This window comes from Corynebacterium sp. KPL1824, assembly GCF_000478095.1.
GTDB classification, from domain to species: Bacteria; Actinomycetota; Actinomycetes; order Mycobacteriales; family Mycobacteriaceae; genus Corynebacterium; species Corynebacterium accolens.
This window is the reverse complement of sequence record NZ_KI515749.1, coordinates 947122-967782: the sequence shown is the minus strand read 5'-3', so window position 1 is coordinate 967782 and position 20661 is coordinate 947122. Positions and strand designations below refer to the sequence as shown.

The 20661-nt window shown below is 60.5% G+C and carries 19 protein-coding genes; 6 read left to right on the top strand and 13 right to left on the bottom strand.

The genetic code is table 11. From position 1 onward, the window contains the following. Window positions 1-71 precede the first annotated feature (71 nt). Window positions 72-1391: a hypothetical protein gene (locus HMPREF1267_RS04515; RefSeq protein ID WP_023028554.1), complete on the top strand. Its 1320-nt coding sequence runs from the start codon at window positions 72-74 to the stop codon at window positions 1389-1391. Window positions 1392-1448: 57 nt separating this feature from the next. Here HMPREF1267_RS04515 and HMPREF1267_RS04510 read toward each other — a convergent pair whose 3' ends face one another. From HMPREF1267_RS04510 to HMPREF1267_RS04495, 4 genes are all read right to left on the bottom strand, one after another. Beyond that, entirely contained in the window at window positions 1449-2429 is a 981-nt protein-coding gene (locus tag HMPREF1267_RS04510; RefSeq protein WP_023017641.1) for a 4-(cytidine 5'-diphospho)-2-C-methyl-D-erythritol kinase, read from the bottom strand. Further along, window positions 2426-3289: a 16S rRNA (adenine(1518)-N(6)/adenine(1519)-N(6))-dimethyltransferase RsmA gene (rsmA, locus tag HMPREF1267_RS04505; RefSeq protein WP_023028553.1), complete on the bottom strand. Its 864-nt coding sequence runs from the start codon at window positions 3287-3289 to the stop codon at window positions 2426-2428. The genes HMPREF1267_RS04510 and rsmA overlap by 4 nt, the downstream gene beginning before the upstream one ends. 93 nt (window positions 3290-3382) lie before the next feature. After that, window positions 3383-4558, bottom strand: a complete 1176-nt coding sequence (locus tag HMPREF1267_RS04500) for a resuscitation-promoting factor (protein ID WP_023028552.1) — start codon at window positions 4556-4558, stop codon at window positions 3383-3385. 272 nt (window positions 4559-4830) lie between these two features. Beyond that, the gene (locus HMPREF1267_RS04495; protein ID WP_023028551.1) at window positions 4831-5667 is read right to left on the bottom strand and encodes a TatD family hydrolase; all 837 of its coding nucleotides are present in this window, start codon (window positions 5665-5667) and stop codon (window positions 4831-4833) included. A 25-nt stretch (window positions 5668-5692) separates the two neighbouring features. Between HMPREF1267_RS04495 and HMPREF1267_RS04490 the strand changes: the two genes are divergently transcribed. Together HMPREF1267_RS04490 and HMPREF1267_RS04485 are read left to right on the top strand one after the other, a co-directional pair. Further along, window positions 5693-6187 carry a GNAT family N-acetyltransferase gene (locus HMPREF1267_RS04490; protein ID WP_023028550.1) on the top strand — a complete coding sequence of 165 codons (495 nt, stop codon included), beginning with the start codon at window positions 5693-5695 and terminating at the stop codon, window positions 6185-6187. Window positions 6188-6197: 10 nt separating this feature from the next. Next, window positions 6198-6698: a GNAT family N-acetyltransferase gene (locus HMPREF1267_RS04485; protein ID WP_023028549.1), complete on the top strand. Its 501-nt coding sequence runs from the start codon at window positions 6198-6200 to the stop codon at window positions 6696-6698. Between the two features lie 93 nt (window positions 6699-6791). On the opposite strand, the gene metG is transcribed toward HMPREF1267_RS04485, so the two are convergent. The 3 genes from metG to rsmI all read right to left on the bottom strand — a co-directional run bounded on the left by metG (window position 6792) and on the right by rsmI (window position 11746). Further along, window positions 6792-8624, bottom strand: coding sequence for a methionine--tRNA ligase (gene metG / locus HMPREF1267_RS04480; protein ID WP_023028548.1), 1833 nt, complete (start codon window positions 8622-8624; stop codon window positions 6792-6794). 134 nt (window positions 8625-8758) lie between these two features. Continuing rightward, window positions 8759-10615 (bottom strand): BCCT family transporter, encoded by a 1857-nt coding sequence (locus HMPREF1267_RS04475; RefSeq protein ID WP_005279941.1) that lies wholly within the window; start codon window positions 10613-10615, stop codon window positions 8759-8761. Between the two features lie 282 nt (window positions 10616-10897). Continuing rightward, window positions 10898-11746 (bottom strand): 16S rRNA (cytidine(1402)-2'-O)-methyltransferase, encoded by an 849-nt coding sequence (gene rsmI / locus HMPREF1267_RS04470; RefSeq protein WP_023028547.1) that lies wholly within the window; start codon window positions 11744-11746, stop codon window positions 10898-10900. Window positions 11747-11770: 24 nt separating this feature from the next. On the opposite strand from rsmI, the gene HMPREF1267_RS04465 reads away from it, so the two are divergent. Further along, window positions 11771-13396, top strand: coding sequence for a dolichyl-phosphate-mannose--protein mannosyltransferase (locus HMPREF1267_RS04465; RefSeq protein ID WP_023028546.1), 1626 nt, complete (start codon window positions 11771-11773; stop codon window positions 13394-13396). 20 nt (window positions 13397-13416) lie between these two features. Here HMPREF1267_RS04465 and HMPREF1267_RS04460 read toward each other — a convergent pair whose 3' ends face one another. Then, on the bottom strand, window positions 13417-14118 hold the full coding sequence (locus HMPREF1267_RS04460; protein WP_023028545.1) for a zf-HC2 domain-containing protein: 702 nt from the start codon (window positions 14116-14118) through the stop codon (window positions 13417-13419). Continuing rightward, the gene (locus HMPREF1267_RS04455; RefSeq protein ID WP_005279936.1) at window positions 14105-14518 is read right to left on the bottom strand and encodes a DoxX family protein; all 414 of its coding nucleotides are present in this window, start codon (window positions 14516-14518) and stop codon (window positions 14105-14107) included. Before HMPREF1267_RS04455 ends, HMPREF1267_RS04460 begins: the two co-directional genes overlap by 14 nt. Before the next feature lie 171 nt (window positions 14519-14689). Here HMPREF1267_RS04455 and HMPREF1267_RS04450 point away from each other — a divergent pair, with 171 nt between their 5' ends. Further along, window positions 14690-15352 carry a DNA-3-methyladenine glycosylase I gene (locus HMPREF1267_RS04450; protein ID WP_023028544.1) on the top strand — a complete coding sequence of 221 codons (663 nt, stop codon included), beginning with the start codon at window positions 14690-14692 and terminating at the stop codon, window positions 15350-15352. Here the strand turns inward: HMPREF1267_RS04450 and glpR are convergent. The 4 genes from glpR to HMPREF1267_RS04430 form a co-directional block, all read right to left on the bottom strand. Beyond that, entirely contained in the window at window positions 15349-16812 is a 1464-nt protein-coding gene (gene glpR, locus HMPREF1267_RS04445; protein WP_034666877.1) for a gephyrin-like molybdotransferase receptor GlpR, read from the bottom strand. The two genes, HMPREF1267_RS04450 and glpR, sit on opposite strands and share 4 nt — an antisense overlap. A gap of 145 nt (window positions 16813-16957) precedes the next feature. After that, on the bottom strand, window positions 16958-17668 hold the full coding sequence (locus tag HMPREF1267_RS04440) for a GNAT family N-acetyltransferase (protein ID WP_034666876.1): 711 nt from the start codon (window positions 17666-17668) through the stop codon (window positions 16958-16960). Beyond that, window positions 17668-19002: a gephyrin-like molybdotransferase Glp gene (gene glp, locus HMPREF1267_RS04435; protein WP_023028541.1), complete on the bottom strand. Its 1335-nt coding sequence runs from the start codon at window positions 19000-19002 to the stop codon at window positions 17668-17670. Before glp ends, HMPREF1267_RS04440 begins: the two co-directional genes overlap by 1 nt. Before the next feature lie 72 nt (window positions 19003-19074). Next, window positions 19075-20001, bottom strand: coding sequence for a UTP--glucose-1-phosphate uridylyltransferase (locus tag HMPREF1267_RS04430; protein ID WP_005281976.1), 927 nt, complete (start codon window positions 19999-20001; stop codon window positions 19075-19077). Window positions 20002-20069: 68 nt separating this feature from the next. Here HMPREF1267_RS04430 and HMPREF1267_RS04425 point away from each other — a divergent pair, with 68 nt between their 5' ends. Beyond that, a complete protein-coding gene (locus HMPREF1267_RS04425) occupies window positions 20070-20651 on the top strand; it encodes a 5-formyltetrahydrofolate cyclo-ligase (protein WP_023028539.1) in 582 nt (193 codons plus the stop codon). Window positions 20652-20661: the final 10 nt, after the last annotated feature.

Sequence of the window (20661 nt, the reverse complement as noted above, 5' to 3'; positions counted from 1 at the left end):
CCTCTCCACTGCTACCCCCGCATTCCCAATCACGTTGCTATCGAATTTCACTTGCAATATCCTGCGCACGTATGAAGAAGAACACACTTACCCTCTGTACTATCCTCTCTGCCACTGCGCTCACCATCGCCTCCTGCTCGGCGCCTGAAGAAGACACCGACGCCCAAAACACCAGCGAATCCACCACCACGGAAAGCCACGAACACGATCATGACCACGATCATGATCACGAGGGCCACTCCCACGACGGCATGGAGGCCGAGGAAGGCCAGACCGAGGTAGCCCAGCTTCCCACGCGCATCGTCTTCTCCCACGCTGGGGGTCTGACCACCTACAATGCCAAATCCGGCGATATCTTGGATGAAGAGGATATGAACGCCTTCCTCCGCCTCAACGATGCCGGCAATGACCGCCACGTCATGGTGACCAAGGGCGATAACTTCCTTACCTACGATACGGGCCGCATCACCAAGGCCCACGGTGACCACAACCACTACTACACCGCGGATCCAGAGCTTGGCGATGAAAAAATCAAGGCGCCCCACGCCGGCCACGTGGTCCACCACGACGGCTTCACCGCCCTGTTTTCTGATGGCGATGGAGTAGCCAAGATTTATAAGACTGAGGATATCGGCTCCAAGGACGCCAAGCCGGTCAACACCGTCAAGACGGGCGAAGGACACCACGGCGTGGCCGTCCCGCTCAAGGATGGCTCCGTGGTCATCACCAAGGGCACCGAGGACGAGCGCCACACCATCCAGCACCTAGATAAGGACGGCAAGGTCTTGGAAGAGACCACCGAATGCCCAGGCGTCCACGGCGAAGCAGCCGCTGAAAATGGCAAGCTCTTCTTCGGCTGCGAAGATGGCCCCGTCGTCTTTGATGGCTCTAAATTCCACAAGGTAGACGTCTCCGACTATGCAGGTGCCGATGGCTACCAGCGCTCCGGAAACGCCGCGGGTTCTGAGGAATCGAACGTCATCTTGGCCGATAATAAGACCGACAAGGATGCCGATTCCGAGCACCCCACCTCGGTGGCCCTGATCGATACCGAGGACTACTCCGCAAAGAAGGTCGATTTGGACGGCTCTTACTGGTTCCGCTCGCTGGCACGCGGGCCCATGGGCGAGGCCCTAGTGCTTACTACCGACGGCAAGCTCAATGTCATCGACCCAGACTCCGGTGAAATCACCAAGCAGATCGACGCGACTTCCAAGTGGAAGGAAAACGAGGAATGGCAGCAGCCAGGCCCAATCCTGAAGGCGGCCAATGGCTATGCCTACATCACGGATGCGCAGAAGAAGGAACTCGTTGTCATCGACCTCTTGCGCGGTAAGGAAACCGACCGCTACGAGTTGGACTTCGAGCCCACCGAAATGGCCGTACTCTAAGTTTCCAGCGCGCTAGTGCTCTTGCTTGGCGATGCCCCCCCCCCCAATCGCCCTAAGCTAGATCACCTCCGCCCCCGCAGCCGGGCCCTGGGCTACAACGCCCTTGGTGCCCGGTATTTCTATGCTGACCTGCGCTGCAACGTCCTCCGCGTCTTCCCGGGTGGCGCATAAGAATGCGCAGGTAGGACCGCTGCCGGAGACGATGCCGTTGAGCGCTCCCGCATCCATGCCTGCCTCCAAGGTTTTGCGGAGATCTGGGCGCAGGGATAGCGCGGCGGGTTGCAGATCATTGTGCAGGTGCGCCGCCACGCGGTGGGCATCGCCGGAGATAAGCGCCTGGGAAATCTCCGTGGTATCAAGGGCCGGTGCGCTAACCCTCCCCGCATCGCGCAATTCATCGAGCTTGCGGAACACGCTAGGCGTCGAAAGGCCGCGATCAGAGGCGATTAGCGCCCAGTGATAGGTGCCCCTTGTCATCATGGAGGTCAGCTGCTCCCCGCGCCCGGTGCCTAGCGCCGTGCCGCCCAGCAGGGTAAACGGTACGTCGGAGCCAAGAGCGGCGCCCAAGGCATCCAGAATGTGCTCTCCTACCGAATCGATTCCGTAATAACGGCCGTAGCAGCGCTCGGCAAGGCGCAGCGCCGCCGCGGCATCCGCGGAACCGCCCGCCATGCCGCCGGCGGTGGGAATGGCCTTGTAAATCTCAAGGCCGACCTCCGGTATCTTGATGCCCCCGCGGGTGACATACAAGTGCTGCATGATGCGGTCTACCGCAGTCCAGGCGAGGTTCGTATCGTCCTCGGGCACACCCGCTGCGTGCGGACCGGATACCTTGAGGTATTGCACGCGTGGCTTATCCACTTCGGCGTTGCCTAAATCAGTCAGCGTAACCGTATCGTGCAGGCTTAAAGACTGAAAGACCGTGACCAGCTCGTGAAAGCCATCCTCCCGCGGTTCTGCCACGCCAAGGTGCACATTGACCTTGGCGTGCGCATGCGCGGTATAGGTGATCGGCTCGTTTCCGTGTGGTGCGCTCACTGTAGTCCTGCCAATCGTACGAAGTCTGCAACAGCAAGCTTCTCCCCGCGCTGCTTCGGATCGATTCCGGCCGCGCACAGCGCCTCTTCGGCGGCCGCGCCGGAGCCGTAGTGGCCCGATAGCGCGGCGCGGAGGGTCTTGCGGCGTTGGGCAAAGGCGGCATCGACAAGCGGCCAGACCGCAGCGCGCGCGGCATCGTCAACCGGCCAAGGCGGGGTATCAAAGACATCGATGCGCACCAGGCCGGAGGCGATATTGGGCGCGGGCCAAAAGACATTCTTGCCAATGGTCCCAGCCTGGCTCACCGCGCCATAAAAGCCAGCCTTCACGGAAGGCACGCCGTAGATCTTGCTGCCGGGCTCCGCAGCGAGGCGCTGCGCCACCTCCAGCTGCACCATAACGAGCACGCGGCGGATGGAGGGAAAGGTTTCCAAAAAGTGCAGGAGCACCGGCACCGCCACGTTATAAGGCAGGTTGGCCACCAGCGCCGTAGGTGCAGCGACATCTTCGCTGGTCATGCGCAGCGCGTCCTTTTCCACCACGCGCAGGCGCTTAGCGTAGTCCTCCGCGCGCTCGCCCACCGTTTCCGGCAGCTGCGCGGCCAAGCGCGGATCGATCTCCACCGCGGTGAGATCCTGGACGGTCTCCACCAACCCGAGGGTCAGCGACCCCAACCCAGGGCCGACCTCCACGACGTGGTCTGTGGGGTCCAGGTCCGCCGCCGCGATGATGCGGCGGATGGTATTGGGATCATGGAGGAAATTCTGCCCCAGTTTCTTGGTGGGCGTGATATCCAGTTTCTCCGCTAAAGCGCGGATTTCTACTGGTCCTAAAAGCGCGGCGCCCGGGGAATCAGTCATGCTCTCTAACCTAGTAGAAGAATGCAGAAAGTCGCACCCCGCGCCGAAGCGACGCAGGGTGCGGTGCGCTGTGCGCGGTGCTGCGCTTGCGTTTTAGCGCAGCCCTAACTTGGCGGTACATGCAGGCCATGCACCCCAGCCCTGGGCGGCCTGCACTTTTTGTGCCACGGCAATTTGCTGCTCGCGGGTGGCCTGCCAAGCCTCAGGGGCGTATTCGGTGCCGCCGAGACCAGCCCAAGTGGACGGCGCGAACTGCAGGCCACCGGAGAAACCATTGCCGGTATTAATGGACCAGTTACCGTTGGACTCACACTGCGCGATGGCATCCCATACGGAGCCATCGGCTACGGCGGGGGCCGCTGCGCCCGAGTTACCGCCTTGCGGTTCCGGCTCCGCCTGCTTGGTGCCACGGGCGATGGTCACAGGCTTTGGTCCTACAATGACGTCATCCTTAATGACCTCTTCGGATTCCTTTTTGCCGTTTTTCATGACCACCTTGCGGGTGATCTCGCGCTTGCCCTTTTGGCCTTCCTCGCGCACCTCCTCGGCGCCGGCTTCCAGCTCAGAGTCATCCACGTAATGCGGCTCAGCGTCGAATTCCTCGGTGGACTCCACGGTCTGGATGTCTATCCGCTCTACCTTGATAGACATGCCCTCGGTGACCTTTTCTTCCTTGGCTGGGAAGACGCGGTCATCCTCATCGAGCTTAATATTGCGCTCCTTGAGCACATCGCCCACGGTCTTAGCGGCAATCTTGGTGTAGGTGTTCTTGCCACCATCATTGATTTTGATGATCTTAGGGGAAACGACCTCTAGATCCATGCCGTCTTTTAGCTGCGCATCTTTATCCACGTCATCCTCGCCAGACTTCACGGCAGCCCCCGGGTTTACTCCCTGTAAATTATTGAGCAGATCAGAAACGGTGAGATCGGTAGTAGAAAGCTGTTGCTGTTCACCATCAATGGATACGGCGACCGGCTTGGCGGTGCGCACGGAGATCTCATCGCCATCGGCTACGGACTCAGACGGTGCGGGCGATACGATGTCCTCTTCGCCCACCTGGACGCCGGCGGCCTGCAGGGCACCGTCCACGTCCTTGGCAAAGGTAGCCAGCTCTACTTTGTCGCCGTTGACGTCTACGACCAGGTCCTTCTGCGCGGCAACCGCCACGACACCGCCGACAGCGAGGGTACTCAAGACGCCACCCGTTGCCAGGCGCAGCGGCAGGGAACGTGAGTTATTGATGCGCTTAATGTGGTGAGGTGCCATGTGTAGTTAATCTCCAGTGGTGCTGTCTATCCAGTATCACAATTGTTGCCGCTGGCCAGGGAAACCAGCGGCTATGCCGCGACTACTCCCCTGTGGAGCAGCGCTGCGGGAAGGTAAAGGCATAAAGCCTCAACGAACAATCAATAACAATACGATAACGGGCGCGAAAAGTCGAGAAGCACCACACCACAGCTATAACTGGCGAAAACAGTTGTCACATCCAGCACCCATGCCACCAGCGACCAGCGGATTTAATTTTGTGACGATCCTCACTACTGCTCTGTATTGAGCCCATATACGCGGTCAAATGTCTCATTGACCTCCGCCGCCAAGGCCTGCGTGGTCTGGTGGCGCGCCCGGGCGATGCAGTCATAGGTGTGCCCGATGAGGGATGGCTCGTTGCGCTGCCCGCGGAACGGCTCTGGGGTCATAAACGGTGCATCGGTTTCCACGAGCAATTGCCCCGCCGGGGCCAGCGCCGCCGCCTGGCGCAGCTCGGCATTGCGCTTGAAGGTGACATTTCCTGCAAAGGACAATACGTAGCCGCGCTCGAGCGCTTCTTCTGCCACCCGCAACGGCGAGGAAAAGCAGTGAAGCAGGACGGTCTCAGGCGTGGGGGCATCGGCAAGAATGCGCAGCAAGTCCTTGTCTGCCTCGCGGTTATGAATCATGAGCGTCTTGCCGGTGCGCACCGCCAGATCGATATGCCAACGCAGCGATTCTTCTTGTTGCACCAAGCTCGCGGTCGTCTCCGGTTCGTGGTGGACCCAGTAGGCGTCCATGCCGGTCTCCCCCACCGCCACGCAGTGCGGATCCGCCACCATTTTCTCCAAGGCGGATTTGGTGGGCGCGTCTAACTCATTCGCCCGCACCGGATGAATGGCGCAGGCGGCGTAGACATTGGGAAAAGCGCGCGCGGTCGCAAGCGCAGCTTCGGACTCGCGGCGGTCATCGCCTACCGTAACCAGGCGGGATACCCCGGCGGCGCGGGCGCGGTTGACCAGCACCTCGTCGGTGTCTTTATGCGAGAAAAGGTGGGTATGCGCATCGCTGAGGCCGCTGAGCCCTGGGGCCGGAATGGGAGTAGGACGTGGCTTCTTTTTAGACATACCCGCAATTGTAATATTGGCAGCTATGTTAATCAGACCAGCGGACCTGAGCGATGTCCCCGCCATGACCGATACCCTCAACTGGGCCATCGAGCATACCGATGTCATCTTTGATTCCACCCCCGCCACCGTGGCTGAGCGCGAAGAACACCTGCGCCACATCCAGGACATGGACTGCCCCTCCCTCGTTGCCGAAACCGACGAGGGCGAATACTTGGGCTGGGCGCTCTACCACCCGTACCGCGATCCGCGCATCTGGCAGGGCTGCTATGAAACCACGATTTACCTTTCCCCCAATGCCCAGGGCCAAGGCGTGGGCACCGCCCTTATGGGCGAGCTGGTAGACCGCGCCCGGGCGGATGACAAGGTGCATGCACTGCTCGCCTTAATCGTGTCTACTAATACGGCATCATTAAAGTTGCATGAAAAGTTCGGGTTTGAAAACGTGGGAACTCTCAAAGAGGTAACCTACAAATTCGATCACTGGCTTAGCCTCACCCACTTAGAACTTCTGGTGTAAAGGACTTTTGATGCATATTCGCCCCGCCGAGCTTGCCGATGCCCCCTCCATTTCCGCCATCTACAACGCCGCCTCCGCGGCTAAACCGGCCAATAACCTCATTACCTGGCAAGAAGAGGTTTCTGAGCGCGAGGATTGGCTAAAAGAATTGTCCAAGGCCGGCTCGCCCGTGCTCGTTGCCGTAGACGATGATGAAATCATCGGCTGGGCCGCCTACTTTCAATTCGTCACGCCCGCCATCTATTACGGCACCGTCGAAGATTCCGTATATATCTCCCCCGCAGCCCAGGGCAAGGGCGTGGGCTCTGAGCTTCTCGATGCCCTCATGGACATCGCCGCCGATGATCCCTATATCGAGACCATGATTACCTATATCGTCGATACCAATGCCGGTTCCATTGCGCTACACAAGAAGTTTGGGTTCATAGAAACCGGCCGCATGCCCAATATCCACACCAAGGACGGCGTGCGCCTGGGCCTGGTTCACCTACAGCGCGATTTCCAGCACTAGGCAGAGCCTTTAAGGCATAGCAAAAGCGCGGTGGCCTCCCCCTCTCATTGGGATTGGCCACCGCGCCTTTGTATCTACGCTGGGGTTACCCAGCTAGTTCATCACCGGTGCCCATTCCGGGCCGGTTTCGCCGAGCTCTGGATCCAGCTTGGAAATGAGCGGCTTCGGCTTTGCCAAGGTCGTACCCGGTGCCACCTGGATGCGCTCCCACTTGGCCTGCTGCTGGGTGTAGTCACCCATAATCACCGGATATTCGTGGTTTTCTGGGGGAAGCCCCGCACCCACGAGCTCAACCGGGATATCGTCCTTGACCTCGCGCACCTCAGGCTGCGCGGCCCATTCGCCGGTGCGGCCCAGGGTCTCGTGCACCTTTTGTGCGGTAAACGGTAGGAACGGGGTGAGCATGACGTTGCAGTCAGACACGACCTGCAGGGCGGTCCACAACACGGTGGCCAGGCGCTCACGCTGGGTTTCATCCTTGGCGAGCTTCCACGGCTCCTGGGAGGCGATATACGCATTCGCCTCGCCCACCACGTGCATGATGGAGACAATGGCCTGCTTGAACTTGGATTGCTCCAGCAGGTTACCGGCGGTGGTAAAGGTCTCCTCCGCCAGCTGCAAAATGGCCTCGTCGCGCTCCTCTAGGGCCGCCGGGACCGGAACCTCGCCGAAGTTCTTGTGCGCCATGGACACGGTGCGGTTGACCAGGTTGCCCCAGCCATTGGCCAGCTCATTATTGACGCGGCGCACGAATTCATCCCACGTAAAGTCCGCGTCGTTGTTTTCCGGGCCAGCCACGGCAATGAAGTAACGCAGCGGATCCGGGCCGAACTCCGCCAGGAAGTCCTTAACGTAGATCACCACGCCCTTGGACGAGGAGAACTTGGAACCGGACATCGTCAAGTATTCCGAGGACACGATTTCCGTGGGCAGGTCCAGCTCGCCGTACTGGTGCAGCTCGCCGCCCTTCGAGCCCTTGCCCGCATAGCCCAGCAATTCCGCCGGCCAGATCTGCGAGTGGAAGGTGATATTGTCCTTGCCCTGGAAGTAATAGTGGCGGGTTTCTGGGTCCTGCCAGAATTCCTTCCACGCCTCCGGCTGGCCGGTGCGGTGCGCCCACTCGATGGAGGCGGACAGGTAGCCCACGACGGCATCGAACCACACGTACAGTTTCTTCGCGTTATTGTCCTGCCAGCCGTCCACCGGAATGGGAATGCCCCAGTCGATATCGCGGGTCATGGTGCGCGGGCGCATATCCTCCAGCAGGTTGAGGGAGAACTTCAGCACGTTCGGGCGCCAATCCTCGCGAGTAGAAAGCCACTTTTGCAACTCGTCCTTCAGCGATGGCAGATCTAATAGGAAGTGCTCGGTTTCTACGAACTGCGGCGTTTCGCCGTTGATCTTGGATACCGGGTCAATGAGGTCCACCGGATCCAGCTGGTTGCCGCAGTTATCGCACTGGTCACCGCGTGCGCCATCCGCGCCGCAGATGGGGCACGTGCCCTCGATATAGCGGTCCGGCAGCGTGCGGCCGGTGGACGGCGAGATTGCCCCCTTGGTGGTCTCTTTAAGCATGTAGCCATTCTCATTGAGGCCCTTGAAAAGTTCCTGCACCACCGAGTAGTGGTTGCGGGTGGTAGTGCGGGTAAAAAGGTCATACGACAAGCCGAGGTTGGCCAGATCGTTGACGATCTGGCGGTTATAGCGGTCCGCGAGTTCGCGGACGGATACGCCTTCCTTATCGGCCTGGACCAGCAACGGGGTGCCGTGCTCATCCGTGCCGGAGACCATGAGTACGTTGCGGCCGCGCATTCGCTGGAAGCGGGCGAATACGTCAGAGGGAACGCCAAAGCCAGCCACGTGACCGATGTGGCGCGGGCCATTGGCATATGGCCAGGCAACATTTACTACTAAAGACTCAGTCATGGAGTCCAGTTTATCGAAGCACCTGCACGAACACACGTTGAGGGCACATAACCTCTACAGCCGAAAAGCGCCCGCCTCCTTCCCTCGTGCGGGAAAGCGGCGGGCGCTGCTACCAAAGGCGGTAGATGCTTTATCTACTTGCGCTTCATCGGGTTCTTCAAACGCTCGTTGCGACGCTTCTTGAGTTCCTGCGTGCGCTGGTAGTCGCGGTGCAAGCGGCGCTCGCGGGCCATCTTGCGCTGGAACTGCTGCGCCTCGCGGTACTCGAGGTAAATAATGTCATTGCTCAAGTCCTTGTAGATGGCGAACATCAAGCCAATGACGATGAACAAGAACGGCAGCGCCGCCACGATGGTGACGTTCTGCAGGTTGGACAGCGCGTCCTCATTGACCAAGAGCAGGGTCAGGCCAACGGCTGCGGTCAGGGCACCCCACAGGGCGGAGAGCCACGGCTTCGCGGTTGCCGCACCGTTTTGGGTCATCGAACCCATCACGGTGGAAGCGGAGTCCGCGGAGGTAATGAAGAAGGTGGACAGCAAGATGACGGCGACGACGCCGGCAATGAAGCCACCAGGCAGGTTGTGCAGGAGGTTAAACAGCTCTACCTCGGCGGATTCGCCGGTGATGGATTCGCCGTTTTGCTCCATGTGGATTGCGGTGCCACCGAAGATGGCGAACCACAGGGTGGAAACGCCGGCTGGGATAAGCAGGACGCCTAGGCAGAACTCGCGGACGGAACGGCCGCGGGAAATGCGTGCCAAGAACATGCCCACGAATGGGGACCAGGAGACCCACCATGCCCAGTAGAAGATGGTGTAGCTAGACAGCCACTCGCCGGCGGTGCCGTTTTCGGATTCTGCGGTACGGCCGATCATCTCGGTGAAGTAGTTGAAGTAGTTACCGATGGATCCCGGAACCTGGTTCAGGATGGTCACGGTTGGACCCAAGATGAAGACGAAGATGGCCAGCACCGCAGCCAAGACCATGTTGGCATTGGACACGTACTGAATGCCCTTGCCCACACCGGAGAGTGCGGAGAGCAAGAAGGCCAGGGTCAGGACCAAAACAATGCCGATAACCACGGACTGGGTTGGGTTATCGATGATGCCGGAGGCTTCCAGGCCGGCCTGGATCTGCAGCGCACCAAGACCCAGGGAGCAGGCGGTGCCGAAGACGGTGGCGAAGATGGACAGGATGTCAATGAACTTGCCCAATCCACCATTGGCCCGGCGCTCGCCGATGAGCGGCACGAAGGCCTGGCTCAACAGCTGCTTGCGGCCGATACGGTAGGTCGAGTACGCGATGGCCAAACCAACAATGGCGTAAACAGCCCAGGGGTGCAGCGTCCAGTGGAACATGGCATAGGCCATGGACGAGCCCACGTTTTCCGTTCCCCGGCCAGGCGTACCGTCGCGGTAGTTCGCCAGCGGCTCGGAAGCGCCATAGAACATCAGGCCGATGCCCATACCGGCAGCGAACATCATGGCAATCCACGAAGGCGTGGAAAACTCCGGTTCCTCATTAATGTGACCCAACTTGATGGTGCCAAATTTAGAGGAAGCGATGAAGATAACGAAGGCCACGAAGACGGTGCCAAAGAGCACGTAAGCCCAACCGAACTTATCGACGACCCACGTCAGGGCCGCGGAAGAAAAGTCCGCGAAGTTATCCGGCGCGGCAAGGCCCCAAATAACGATGGCGGCAACAAGCACACCGGCGATACCCATGATGGTCCAGTCAATCGGGATATTATCGCGGTCTGCGGCGATTTCGATTTCCGGATCGTCATACTCTTCGGGGTGGAACCCCTCAGAGTTGATCATGTCCTGGATTTGGCTCGTCGCCGTCTGCTCATCCAGCGTCTCTTCTACCGTTTGATAATCCTCAATCGGCTGATCGCTCGAAGCAGTAGAAGTGGCCCCAGCAGGAGATTCGCCGGGCCCCTTCCCTTCTTCGGGCACACCAGCGCCGTTATTTTCAGTATTAGTCATGCTTTCTACATTGGTGGCGTGACCCCAATTTTTCAAACCACTTTTCTATCAAAACCCCAGCTTACGCACATTTTTGAGCGTTTCCTTAAGGTTTCCTGCATGACTATAGGTGGCATATCCCCACGTAGACGGCTTTTAGGCGTCACACGCCCGGGAAGTATAACGATTCGATAACTTATACCAAAGCGTGAAACTACCTGCTAGCACGGCTAATTGTGACCTTTTATACACCGCATAGAAATAACCTGCGGACGGTTCAACAAATGCTCGGCTAGTGTGCGGTCAACGGGCGTCCAATGCGGCATCATAAAGCTCCCGATTGGATACCCCAGTCCCCTTGGCAGCCTGCTTGCACGCGTCCTTCAAGCGCATGCCAGCCTCGGCCAACTCCAAGGCCTGTGGGACGAGAGCCGCGGCGGTCACGGCAGCGCCGGTTCCGCCTTCAATGACCACGGTAATCTCGCCCTTGACTCCCTCGCTCGCCCATTCGGCCAGCTCAGCTAGCGAGCCGCGGCGCACCTCTTCGTACGTCTTGGTCAGCTCGCGGCACACCGCGGCGGGGCGATCGCCGCCGAGGATCTGGGTGGCATCGGCAAGCGTCTCGGCGATGCGGTGGGGAGATTCAAAAAATACGATGGCGCGTTTTTCATTGCGCAGCGATTCCAACCACGCCTTTCGCGGGCCAGGCTTGCGCGGCGGGAATGCATCAAAGAGGAAGTGGCCCACGCCCAGACCAGAGAGGGCGAGCGCCGTGGGCACCGCCGAGGGGCCTGGGAAACACGTCACGGGAATATCGCGCTCGGCGGCCGCGGCCACCAGTGACAGGCCGGGATCGGAGATGATCGGCATGCCGGCGTCGGTGACCACGAGGACGGTGCCGTGCTGGGCGGCATCGATAAGCTGCTGCGCACGCGCCTGCTCATTGTGGTCGAAGTTGGATACTACGGACCCGGAAATCTCGATGCCAAGAGCCTGTGCCAGATTGCGCACGCGGCGGGTATCTTCGGCCGCGATGACATCAGCATGCGCCAATGCCTGCATCAGGCGCGCCGAGGCATCACCGGCATTTCCCAAGGGCGTGGCGGCAAGGATAACGCCGCGCGGAAGTGGTTCCAGACCTAAAGCTGACATGTCTCTAGCATTCCACATTCTCCTATGCGCCCGCGCGCAGGCTCGTCGCCTAAACTCTTCTTCGTGACTATTGCTACCGCTGCCCCCGCTAGCTCACCGCGCACCCCGCATAACCGCGTGGTGCCGCCGGCACCGCGTACCTATACGTGGGGCAAGGCCGATTGGATTAGCACCGGCATCATCGCGGTCCTCGCGCTGATTACCCGGTTCGTGGGGCTTACCGCGCCGGTATCCCAGGGCACGCCCGTCTTCGACGAGAAGCACTATGTCCCCCAGGCCTGGGACATGGTCAAAAGCTGGGATAGCTTATTCATCGGCGGCATTGAGACCAACCCAGGCTTTGGACTCGTCGTTCACCCGCCGCTGGGCAAGCAAATCATTGCCCTTTCGGAATGGGTCTTTGGCTATACCCCGCTGGGCTGGCGCTTGATGACGGCCCTCTTCGGCGTCGCCACCGTGCTGATGACCATGGCGCTGGCCCGCCGATTGTCCTTTTCCTGGCAGGTGGCCACCTTTGCCGGCATTTTGGCCGTCTGCGATGGCGTCCTCTTGGTCTCTGCAAAATTCGGCATGCTGGATATCTTCCAGGTCTTTTTCATCGTCGCCGCCGCCTGGGCGCTAGCCCGCGATCACCAACAAATGCGCGAGCGCCTGCACGACGCCCTGCTGAGCGGCGGAATGGGCACCTCACCCTTCGGCCCGCGTTTTGGCTTCCGGTGGTGGCGCTTTACCGCCGGCGTCTTTCTAGGACTATCGCTCGCCGTGAAGTGGTCCGGGCTGTACTACATCATGTTCTTCGGCCTGCTCTGCGTCTTTAGTGACCTCGCGTTGCGCCGCAAGTACGGCATTCGCCGCTATATTGTGGGCACGCTCATTCGCGATACACCCGCGGCACTGGCCTCCTTGGTGGCCATGCCAGTAATGATTTATGTGTGGAGCTGGCGCGCGTGGTTCGCCTCAGAAACCGCGGTCTACCGGCACGCCAAGGTGGATGGGACCATCGGGGAAGACTCGTGGCTCATGCACTTACCGGAACCTATGGCCGGCTGGTTTTATTACCACTCTTCTGTGTTAGATTTTCACGCGAGCTTGACCTCTTCCGGTGGCCACCACCACCCGTGGGATTCCAAGCCGTGGGCATGGCTGGCCGGCGCTCGGCCCATCTTGTACTACTCCAGTACGGATCTGGAATGCAGCGGCGGTGGCGAATGCCGCAAGATGCTCTACCTCTTTGGCACCCCGGCTATCTGGTGGCTGGTGGTCCCCGCGGTGCTTTGGGGGCTGTGGTCACTTATTATCCGCCGCAACCGCGCCTTCCTTATTCCCCTCGTGGGCTTCGCGGCCGGATTCCTGCCGTGGCTAGCGGCCTTTGACCGGCAGATGTACTTCTTTTATGCCACCGCGTTTATCCCCTTTGTCATCGTGCTGCTTGCCCTCATACTGGGCCAAATGGTCGGGCGCGGTAAGCCCATCAGGTGGCGGTGGGTAACGCGCATCGCTGGCGGAACGATGCGGCGGGGAACTTTTGTCGCCGCCTGCTACCTCGCGCTGGTGGTCGCGATGTTCTTCTACTTCGCGCCCATCTTATATGGCTTCATCATCCCGGAATCGTGGTATCAATCCATGATGTGGCTACCCAGCTGGAAATAGCTCGCAGAAACCCGATTTACTTAGTGCGGCTGCGCGTTCAGGGATTTCCACCACGCGCGCACCAGGTAGCCCTTCTCGGCCGCCCATGCCCAGGCCAGGCTGATGGTCGATAGCGCGGTGGCAATAAGCAAATAGACCTGCTCCATGGTGACGGTCCCCAGCGCAATATCGCGCACGCCAAAGCCGAAAAGAAACGCAAACATCGTGGCTGATACCGGGAACAACCCGGTCACAGAGGCTGGGCGCCACGCGCTCCACAGCAGTCCGCACGCCATGCCAAAGCGCACGGCCGCGCCCTCCATCAGGAGGTTGGCGCGCTCCGGATCGGCTGCCGGATCCAGCACCGAGCCCTCTGCGCCCATCGGCACCAAGCCGGAGGCGCGTACCACCTGCACGATGGCCCACACTGCAAAGACAAGTCCCATGACCACCAAGGCGATGCGCGCCACCGTGAGGTTGGCCTGCCTAGCGCTCGATGCCCGCTTCCACTCCGGTTCCACCCCGGCGAGGATCACCTCTGAGAGGTCCGTCGGCGGTGCCATGCCGGAATCCGCCGGTTCCACGAAGCTTAAGGAGCGCGATAGCGCCGCTGCCTTATCGCGAAAGGCCCGGCACTCCGCGCAGTGTTCTAGGTGGGCGTCGATAACATCGGCGGAAAGCTCCGCTTCTTCCCCATCCAGCTGGGCAGAAATCGCCGCTTGTACTTGGCTATGCGTCAACATTGCTTAACGCCCTATCCAAGCTCGCCCGGCCAGAACCAAAAATAACGATCATTATGAGCGACATGCACAGCACCAACGGGTACTCGATGCCGCCGTCGCCAGCGAAAAGGCCATTGCCCCAGTGCACGAAGTACAGCGCGCCCACCATATCCACGGCCAGCGCCGCCGCGGCGAAGGTGGTCAACAACCCAATGACGAGGAAGGCGCCGCCTACCATCTCCCCGATTGCGGCGGCATAACCGGCAATCTGTGGCTGCGGGATGCCGAGGGCAGAAAACTGCCCTACCGTCTCATCCATTCCGTCCATGAACATCTTGTCCACGCCGTGCGCGATAAAAATGAGTCCGAGGACCAACCGAAAAAGCAGCAATGCGGCATCGCGAACGGCAGGTCTATTCATGGTCAATAGACTACATCGAATGCCCACCCCAACGCGAAGATGCCACCGCCCCACCCGCCTAGCTTGCAATTTCACCATCTAGCAAGACTCACGCTGCGCCTCACCCGCCATCGCTGCTTCAATGGGAAAGACAAGGACAATAGGCACGACATACCAACAGGAGAACCTCCCATGGACACTGAAACCACCACCGAAGAACGCACCCCGCTGGCCTACGATGAGCACGGGGTAGCCCGCACGCCGTGGGCCGTGACATCGTCGCTGCTGACGAATTATTACGATACCGAATGGGGCCTTCCCATTAGGGACGAGGCCGGTCTTTTTGAGCGCCTGAGCTTGGAGTCCTTCCAGTCTGGGCTGTCTTGGGCCGTGGTATTAAAAAAGCGCCCGGCCTTCCGCAAGGCCTTTTGCCATTTTGATCCGGACAAGGTTGCGGAATTCGGTGAGGCCGAGGTGGAGCACTTGCTTGCCGATGCCTCCATTATCCGCAACGAAACCAAGATCCGCGCCACCATCAATAATGCGAAAGCCACCATTAAACTGCGCGAAAACGGCGGCTTAGCGGATTTCATTTGGAGCTTTCAGCCCGCAGAAAATATCTATCCCGAGGTTATGGAGGATATCCCGAAAAAGAGCCCCGAGTCGCAGGCAATGTCGCGGGAATTGAAGAAGGCCGGTTTTAAGTTCGTGGGGCCGGTGACCTGCTTTGCGCTCATGGAGGCCATCGGGATGGTCGATACCCACCTCTTGGGCTCCCACCGCCGGGCAACCTCCGGCGTATGGCCGGAGGAAACCGAAAAACTGCACGGAAGCGAGGCGCAGCGGGCTAATTAGCCTGCGCGGCGAGCGGCCAGGTCATCGCGGCGCCCTACCCCATCGGGCCCGGCGTGTGGGCCATCAAAGTCACCGTCTTCATCGTCGCTGTAGCTTAAGGGAAGGTGCTCAAAGTCGGGGCTTTCATCATCGATTTCGACGACGACCGCACCCGGACGGCGCAGGTTGCGGGGGATCTTCAATGCCTCATCATCAGTATTGTGAACGCCCAACCGCGCCCGGCGCAGGTGCTTTACGCGGCGGCGCAAGAGTGCTTGCTCTTGGCGGACTTGTGCGCGCAGCGCCACCAGATAGGTACCGGTCAGAACGCCGACGATGCCTGCCAGCCACCAAGTCCATCCACCGGCCACAATGCCCAAGGCCACGGTGAGGACCACGGCGATAGCTAGGCCAATGAGCGTGCGCTGGCGGCGTTGATAGCGAGTGGCGGACTTTTCCTTATCCGCCACTGGGTCCCATCCACCGCGGCCAAGGCGGCGCTGGGCAAATGCCACCTCGTCCTCAGAAAGGTCGGTATTCAGCGCCGCGTCCTCAGCACCACGGGCGCCGTACTCATCTGCTTCCGCGGATTCCTCGAATGCACCGTCATTCTCCGGCTCTTCCGAGTCGGTCTCTGCGGTGTCTGCATCTTCGGCATCGATAACAGGAGCAGGATCGACCGCACCTGGGTACATCAGGTCTACTGGGGAGGTATAGGTCTCGTCATAGTCGTACGCATCCTCGGCAATGTCTGCTGCCACCGGCGCGGTGAAAGACTCGGTGGAATTGGCAACCACATCGCCGCGGCGGGGCTTGCGCTTTACATCGCCTTCTTCCCCGGCGGCGCGCTCGTCATCATCAAGCAAGACATCATCGGCATCGTCAACGTCCGCATCTGCATCGTCGGAATCATTGGACGTGCGTGCGCTATCGGCTGCTTCTGTGGAATCGGTCGCGTCGGGTGAGTCAGCAGCTGCTGGAACCGCGGATTCCTCAATGACTTCACCCTCGATGGTCTCTGCCGGCCCATCAGCCTGGGTGGCCTGCTCGTCGCGCGCGTCAGCCTCATCCTCGTCTGCGGCGGAGCGGTATGCGCGGCCACCTACGCCAAAGGGTTGCGCCCGAGCGCGGCGGGCAGCGCCAGCAATGGTCCGCGACTGCGCGTGGGAAGAACGGTCTTCTGCGTCCTCATCGATCAGCACGTCATCGACGTCTGCCTCGCTGTCCGGGTCCTCAGCGGCAGCGGATACGACCTCGTAGTCGTAATCCTCATCCGAGCCGCTGCGGTGGACATCATCGGCCCGCAAGCGCGGGCGGCGGCGGCCGGCGACATTGCCGGAATCACCGGAAAAGAGCACGCGGGTATCCTCAAAGGCCTCTCCGGTGTGGCTCATCGGGCGATTGCTCCTGCCCAGGAGCCACGGCGCGAGCACGAAGAGCCACACCACGATGATTGCAATAACTGGCACAGCTGTGGACACGACTTAAGGACCTTCCCTTGGGGTGCAGATGATTACTCCACTCTAATCGCCAAAACCGCACTTTAGGGGCCACAGAAGCCGCAAATTACAATGTTGTTACTTATGTGAAAATTGAGAAAGCATTACTCGGAATTAAGCATGCTTTTCATACCAAACGCCCAGCTTGGCGCAGCCGCTCAACCGCCGTGGATGAGAAGTCTTCCTTGACTAGGGCCACGAAATGATGATCCCGCCAGGCGCCATCGATATGCAGGTTGCGGCGCAAATACCCCTCGGAGCGAAAGCCGTTGGCCCCCAGCACGCGCCCGGAAGCGGGATTTTGCTCCAAGTAGGTAGCAGTCACCCGGTGCAGGCCTACCCGTCCAAAGGCGTGATCCACTCCCAAGGCGGTAGCCGCGGTGGCGACGCCGGCACCCTGCACGGCGGAATACACCCAATAGCCAATCCAACAGTCCCGGATGCTGCCATGCTGAATATTGCCAAGTGTTACCTGGCCGACGAATTTTCCCTCGAGCTCAATGGCCAAGGGGATCACCTGGGCATCGCGCGCGGAGTTGCGCAGAAAAATGAGGTAATTCCACCAGGCCTGCGAGCTGTGGGCTTCTGCCCAGGTGGTCGGTTGGGTCGGCTCCACCGGCCGTAGCAATGGTTCGTCCTCAATGCGCTGGCGCCGCCACTCGGGACCATCCGAGCGCAGCAAGGGGCGCAGCCGCAACTGCCCGCCAGACGGCAGCGCCCCCGAGGAAGGAAGCTGCACCATCGGAGTCGCCTCCGGCCAACCGGGATGCAGATCATCAGTGGGGCCGGTGACTGGATGGCGCAGTTTCGCCGCAGCGGTACCGAAAGGGTCAAGCATTAGCTGCGCTGGGTAAGAAATAAGACGTCGACGACATCGCCCGGGCGGATCTCGGTAACTTCTTCCGGCACACGGATCATGGCGTTGGCCTCGGAAAGTCCGGCCAGAAGGTGCGCCGGTGCACCGGTCGCACCGCCAAGGCCCTCGACCAGGTAATCGGCGGTTTCGGCATCGCGCATCAAGCGGGCGCGGATGAAACCACGGCGTCCGGGGCGGGAATCAATGTGGTTGAGCGCGCGGGCACGCACCACCCGGCGGTGGGCGTTGCGCTTGCCCAAGGCCAGGCGAATCAAGGGTCGAATATAGATTTCGAAAATAACCAGCGACGATACCGGGTTCGAGGGAAGGAGGAATGTAGGGATGCGTTCATCTCCTACCAACCCAAAACCTTGCACGGATCCTGGGTGCATGGCCACGCGGGAGGTATCGATATCGCCGATTTCCGCCAAGATCTCCCGGATCTGTTCGGCACCGGCGCCACCCACTGCACCGGTAATGACGAGGGCCTCGCTGCGCGTGATATGGGTTTCTAGCACTTCCCGGATGCGACGGGGCTCGCCTTCGGCAATGCCCACGCGGACCACGTCCGCCCCCGCTTCTTTTGCAGCGGCAGCCAAGGAGTAAGAGTTCACATCAAAGACTTGGCCTAGGCCCGGTTCCTTGTCCACATCAACGAGCTCGCGGCCAAAGGACACGATGGTCACACGGGGTCGCGGATAAACCAGCACCTTGGAGCGCCCCACGGCGGCCAGCAGGCCAATCTGCGCCGGGCCAAGGACGGTGCCGGAGGACACAGCGACATCGCCGGGCTGAATATCATCGCCCACGCGGCGGACGAAGTCGCCCGAGCGCACCGTCCGGTGCGCCGTGATGCGCTTGCGGCCGCGATCGGTCCACTCGAGGGGCAAGACGGCATCGGCAAGCGTGGGCAAGGGCGCGCCCGTATAGACCCGCACGGCCTGCTTGGGCTGCAGGCGCAGCGGCTGCTTCGAACCGGCCGGAACCTCGCCCACGACGGGCAAGGAGCGCTCGACCTCTGGTGGGGCGGGCTGCGCGGCGGCGTCCTCGGCCTGCTCAGCCGACTCCTCCCCCTCGCTGCCTTCCTGGTCCTGATTCTTCGGGCGCCGGACCTTTAGCCCGCGCTCGCCGCCGATATCAACGGCGCGAACCGCATACCCATCGATGGCCGCCTGGGGAAAGCCCGGTAAGGGCTGATTGGCCTGCACCTGCTCGGCGCACATTAACCCCAGCGCATTAGAAATGCTCATCCGCACCGGCTCCGGGGTCGTCGCCGCATCAGTAACCAGAGCCAACTGGTCATCAACTGAACGCATACGGTCTCAGCCCGCCCTTTCTTATTGGCCTTTACCTTGCTGCCCTCAACGCACGTGCGCGCGGCAAGATAGTTAGTTAAGGCCTTGCTCCGCCTCGAAATCGGACATAATTTGTTTAATAGCTTTATACAGCGCTGGGCCGTATTTTTCATCGCGCAGGCCAAAGTCCACGTTGGCTGGGATATAGCCACCGGGGTTGCCCAAATCGTGGCGCTTGCCCTCGTGGACCACTACGTGGACGGGCTCGCCTTCCTCAATGAGCAGCTCGATGGCATCGGTAAGCTGCAATTCCCCGCCCTTGCCCGGTTCGATCCGGCGCAGCGCATCAAAGATCTTCCGGTCCAACAGGTAACGCCCGGTAGCCACCAGGTTAGACGGCGCATCCTCCGGGTCCGGCTTTTCCACCATGCCGACGACCTTTTTCACGCCCGGCGCGTCAGTATCTTCTACGTCGAATACGCCGTAGTTAAACGTCTGCTCCTGCGGCACCGCAAAGGCACACAGCACGCTGCCGCCGAGCTCGGCGCGAACGCGCGCCATATCCGCCATGACGGTGGCCGGCAATACGATGTCATCCGGCAGCATGACGGCAAAGGAGTCCTCGTCTTCTGCCAAGACTTCTTCCGCCAGCCCCACGGCATGGCCCAAGCCCAAGGGCTTTTCTTGCTCTACCGCGATGGGCTCAATGAGCTGGTGGGCGCGGTTGACCTTGGCTACCTGCTCATCCTTGCCGCGGGAATCTAGGGTTTCTACCAGATCCGGAAATTCCGCAAAATGGCGCATTACTTCTTGCTTTTCGGGTGCAGTAATAACCGCAAGCCGGCGCGCGCCCACAGAGGCTGCCTCCTCAGCAATCAATTCAATGCCGGGAGTATCCACAACGGGCAGCAATTCTTTGGGGACGGTTTTCGTGGCGGGCAGAAAGCGGGTGCCCATGCCAGCCGCTGGAACTACAACCGTGGTGATTCCGGTGGCGGAATCTTCGCGTTCATTAGCCATGGATCTTAGGGTACAACGGCGCACTATTTTCCTGTGTAGCGCTACGCCACGGACGCTATTATTTATTTATGCCTTCTTCCAGCGATATCAAAGAGCAACTGCGCACCCGCCTGCTTCGCGCGCGCCGCGGCCTCACCGCCGATAAGCGCGCGGAATGGACCACTGCCTTGCGCGAGCAGTTAGAACCTGAGCTTGCCGGTGTATCGAGCGTCGCTGCCTATTGGCCGCTGGGCTCAGAGCCGGGCGGGGCGGATTTCATCCCGTGGCTTTCCCGCCGCGTCGACCGCGTATTATTGCCCATCACCTGCGGTAACGGCGTTTTAAACTGGGCAGAATACAAGGGCACGCACAGCATGCAGCCTGGCCAGCTGGGCATATCCGAACCCGCCGGCCCGCGTTTTGATAGCCGCGTGCTGTGCGGTTGCGATCTGATTTTGGCTCCCGCCATGGCCATCGATGCCGCCGGAAACCGCCTGGGCAAGGGCGGCGGGTACTACGACCGCGCACTTTCCCTGGTGCCGCGCAACCACCCCGCGGTACTCGCCATGGTCTATCCCACCGAGTTCCTTGACTCTATCCCGGCCACATCCCACGATCGCCGGGTCGAGGCCGTGGTTACCGCCGCAGGAATCCACCGCTTTTCTTCCTAGACGGGGAACC

Bases quoted from the DNA above. Each gene is read 5' to 3' on its own strand.
- HMPREF1267_RS04455 (WP_005279936.1), bottom strand. From the start codon at position 14,518: ATGAATAGACCTGCCGTTCGCGATGCCGCATTGCTGCTTTTTCGGTTG.
- rsmA (WP_023028553.1), bottom strand. From the start codon at position 3,289: ATGACTGATTCCCCGGGCGCCGCGCTTTTAGGACCAGTAGAAATCCGC.
- HMPREF1267_RS04495 (WP_023028551.1), bottom strand. From the start codon at position 5,667: ATGTCTAAAAAGAAGCCACGTCCTACTCCCATTCCGGCCCCAGGGCTC.
- HMPREF1267_RS04440 (WP_034666876.1), bottom strand. From the start codon at position 17,668: ATGCTTGACCCTTTCGGTACCGCTGCGGCGAAACTGCGCCATCCAGTC.
- metG (WP_023028548.1), bottom strand. From the start codon at position 8,624: ATGACTGAGTCTTTAGTAGTAAATGTTGCCTGGCCATATGCCAATGGC.
- HMPREF1267_RS04430 (WP_005281976.1), bottom strand. From the start codon at position 20,001: ATGGCTAATGAACGCGAAGATTCCGCCACCGGAATCACCACGGTTGTA.
- rsmI (WP_023028547.1), bottom strand. From the start codon at position 11,746: ATGTCAGCTTTAGGTCTGGAACCACTTCCGCGCGGCGTTATCCTTGCC.
- HMPREF1267_RS04490 (WP_023028550.1), top strand. From the start codon at position 5,693: ATGTTAATCAGACCAGCGGACCTGAGCGATGTCCCCGCCATGACCGAT.
- HMPREF1267_RS04500 (WP_023028552.1), bottom strand. From the start codon at position 4,558: ATGGCACCTCACCACATTAAGCGCATCAATAACTCACGTTCCCTGCCG.
- HMPREF1267_RS04425 (WP_023028539.1), top strand. From the start codon at position 20,070: ATGCCTTCTTCCAGCGATATCAAAGAGCAACTGCGCACCCGCCTGCTT.
- HMPREF1267_RS04485 (WP_023028549.1), top strand. From the start codon at position 6,198: ATGCATATTCGCCCCGCCGAGCTTGCCGATGCCCCCTCCATTTCCGCC.
- HMPREF1267_RS04460 (WP_023028545.1), bottom strand. From the start codon at position 14,118: ATGTTGACGCATAGCCAAGTACAAGCGGCGATTTCTGCCCAGCTGGAT.
- glp (WP_023028541.1), bottom strand. From the start codon at position 19,002: ATGCGTTCAGTTGATGACCAGTTGGCTCTGGTTACTGATGCGGCGACG.
- HMPREF1267_RS04475 (WP_005279941.1), bottom strand. From the start codon at position 10,615: ATGACTAATACTGAAAATAACGGCGCTGGTGTGCCCGAAGAAGGGAAG.
- HMPREF1267_RS04450 (WP_023028544.1), top strand. From the start codon at position 14,690: ATGGACACTGAAACCACCACCGAAGAACGCACCCCGCTGGCCTACGAT.
- HMPREF1267_RS04465 (WP_023028546.1), top strand. From the start codon at position 11,771: ATGCGCCCGCGCGCAGGCTCGTCGCCTAAACTCTTCTTCGTGACTATT.
- HMPREF1267_RS04515 (WP_023028554.1), top strand. From the start codon at position 72: ATGAAGAAGAACACACTTACCCTCTGTACTATCCTCTCTGCCACTGCG.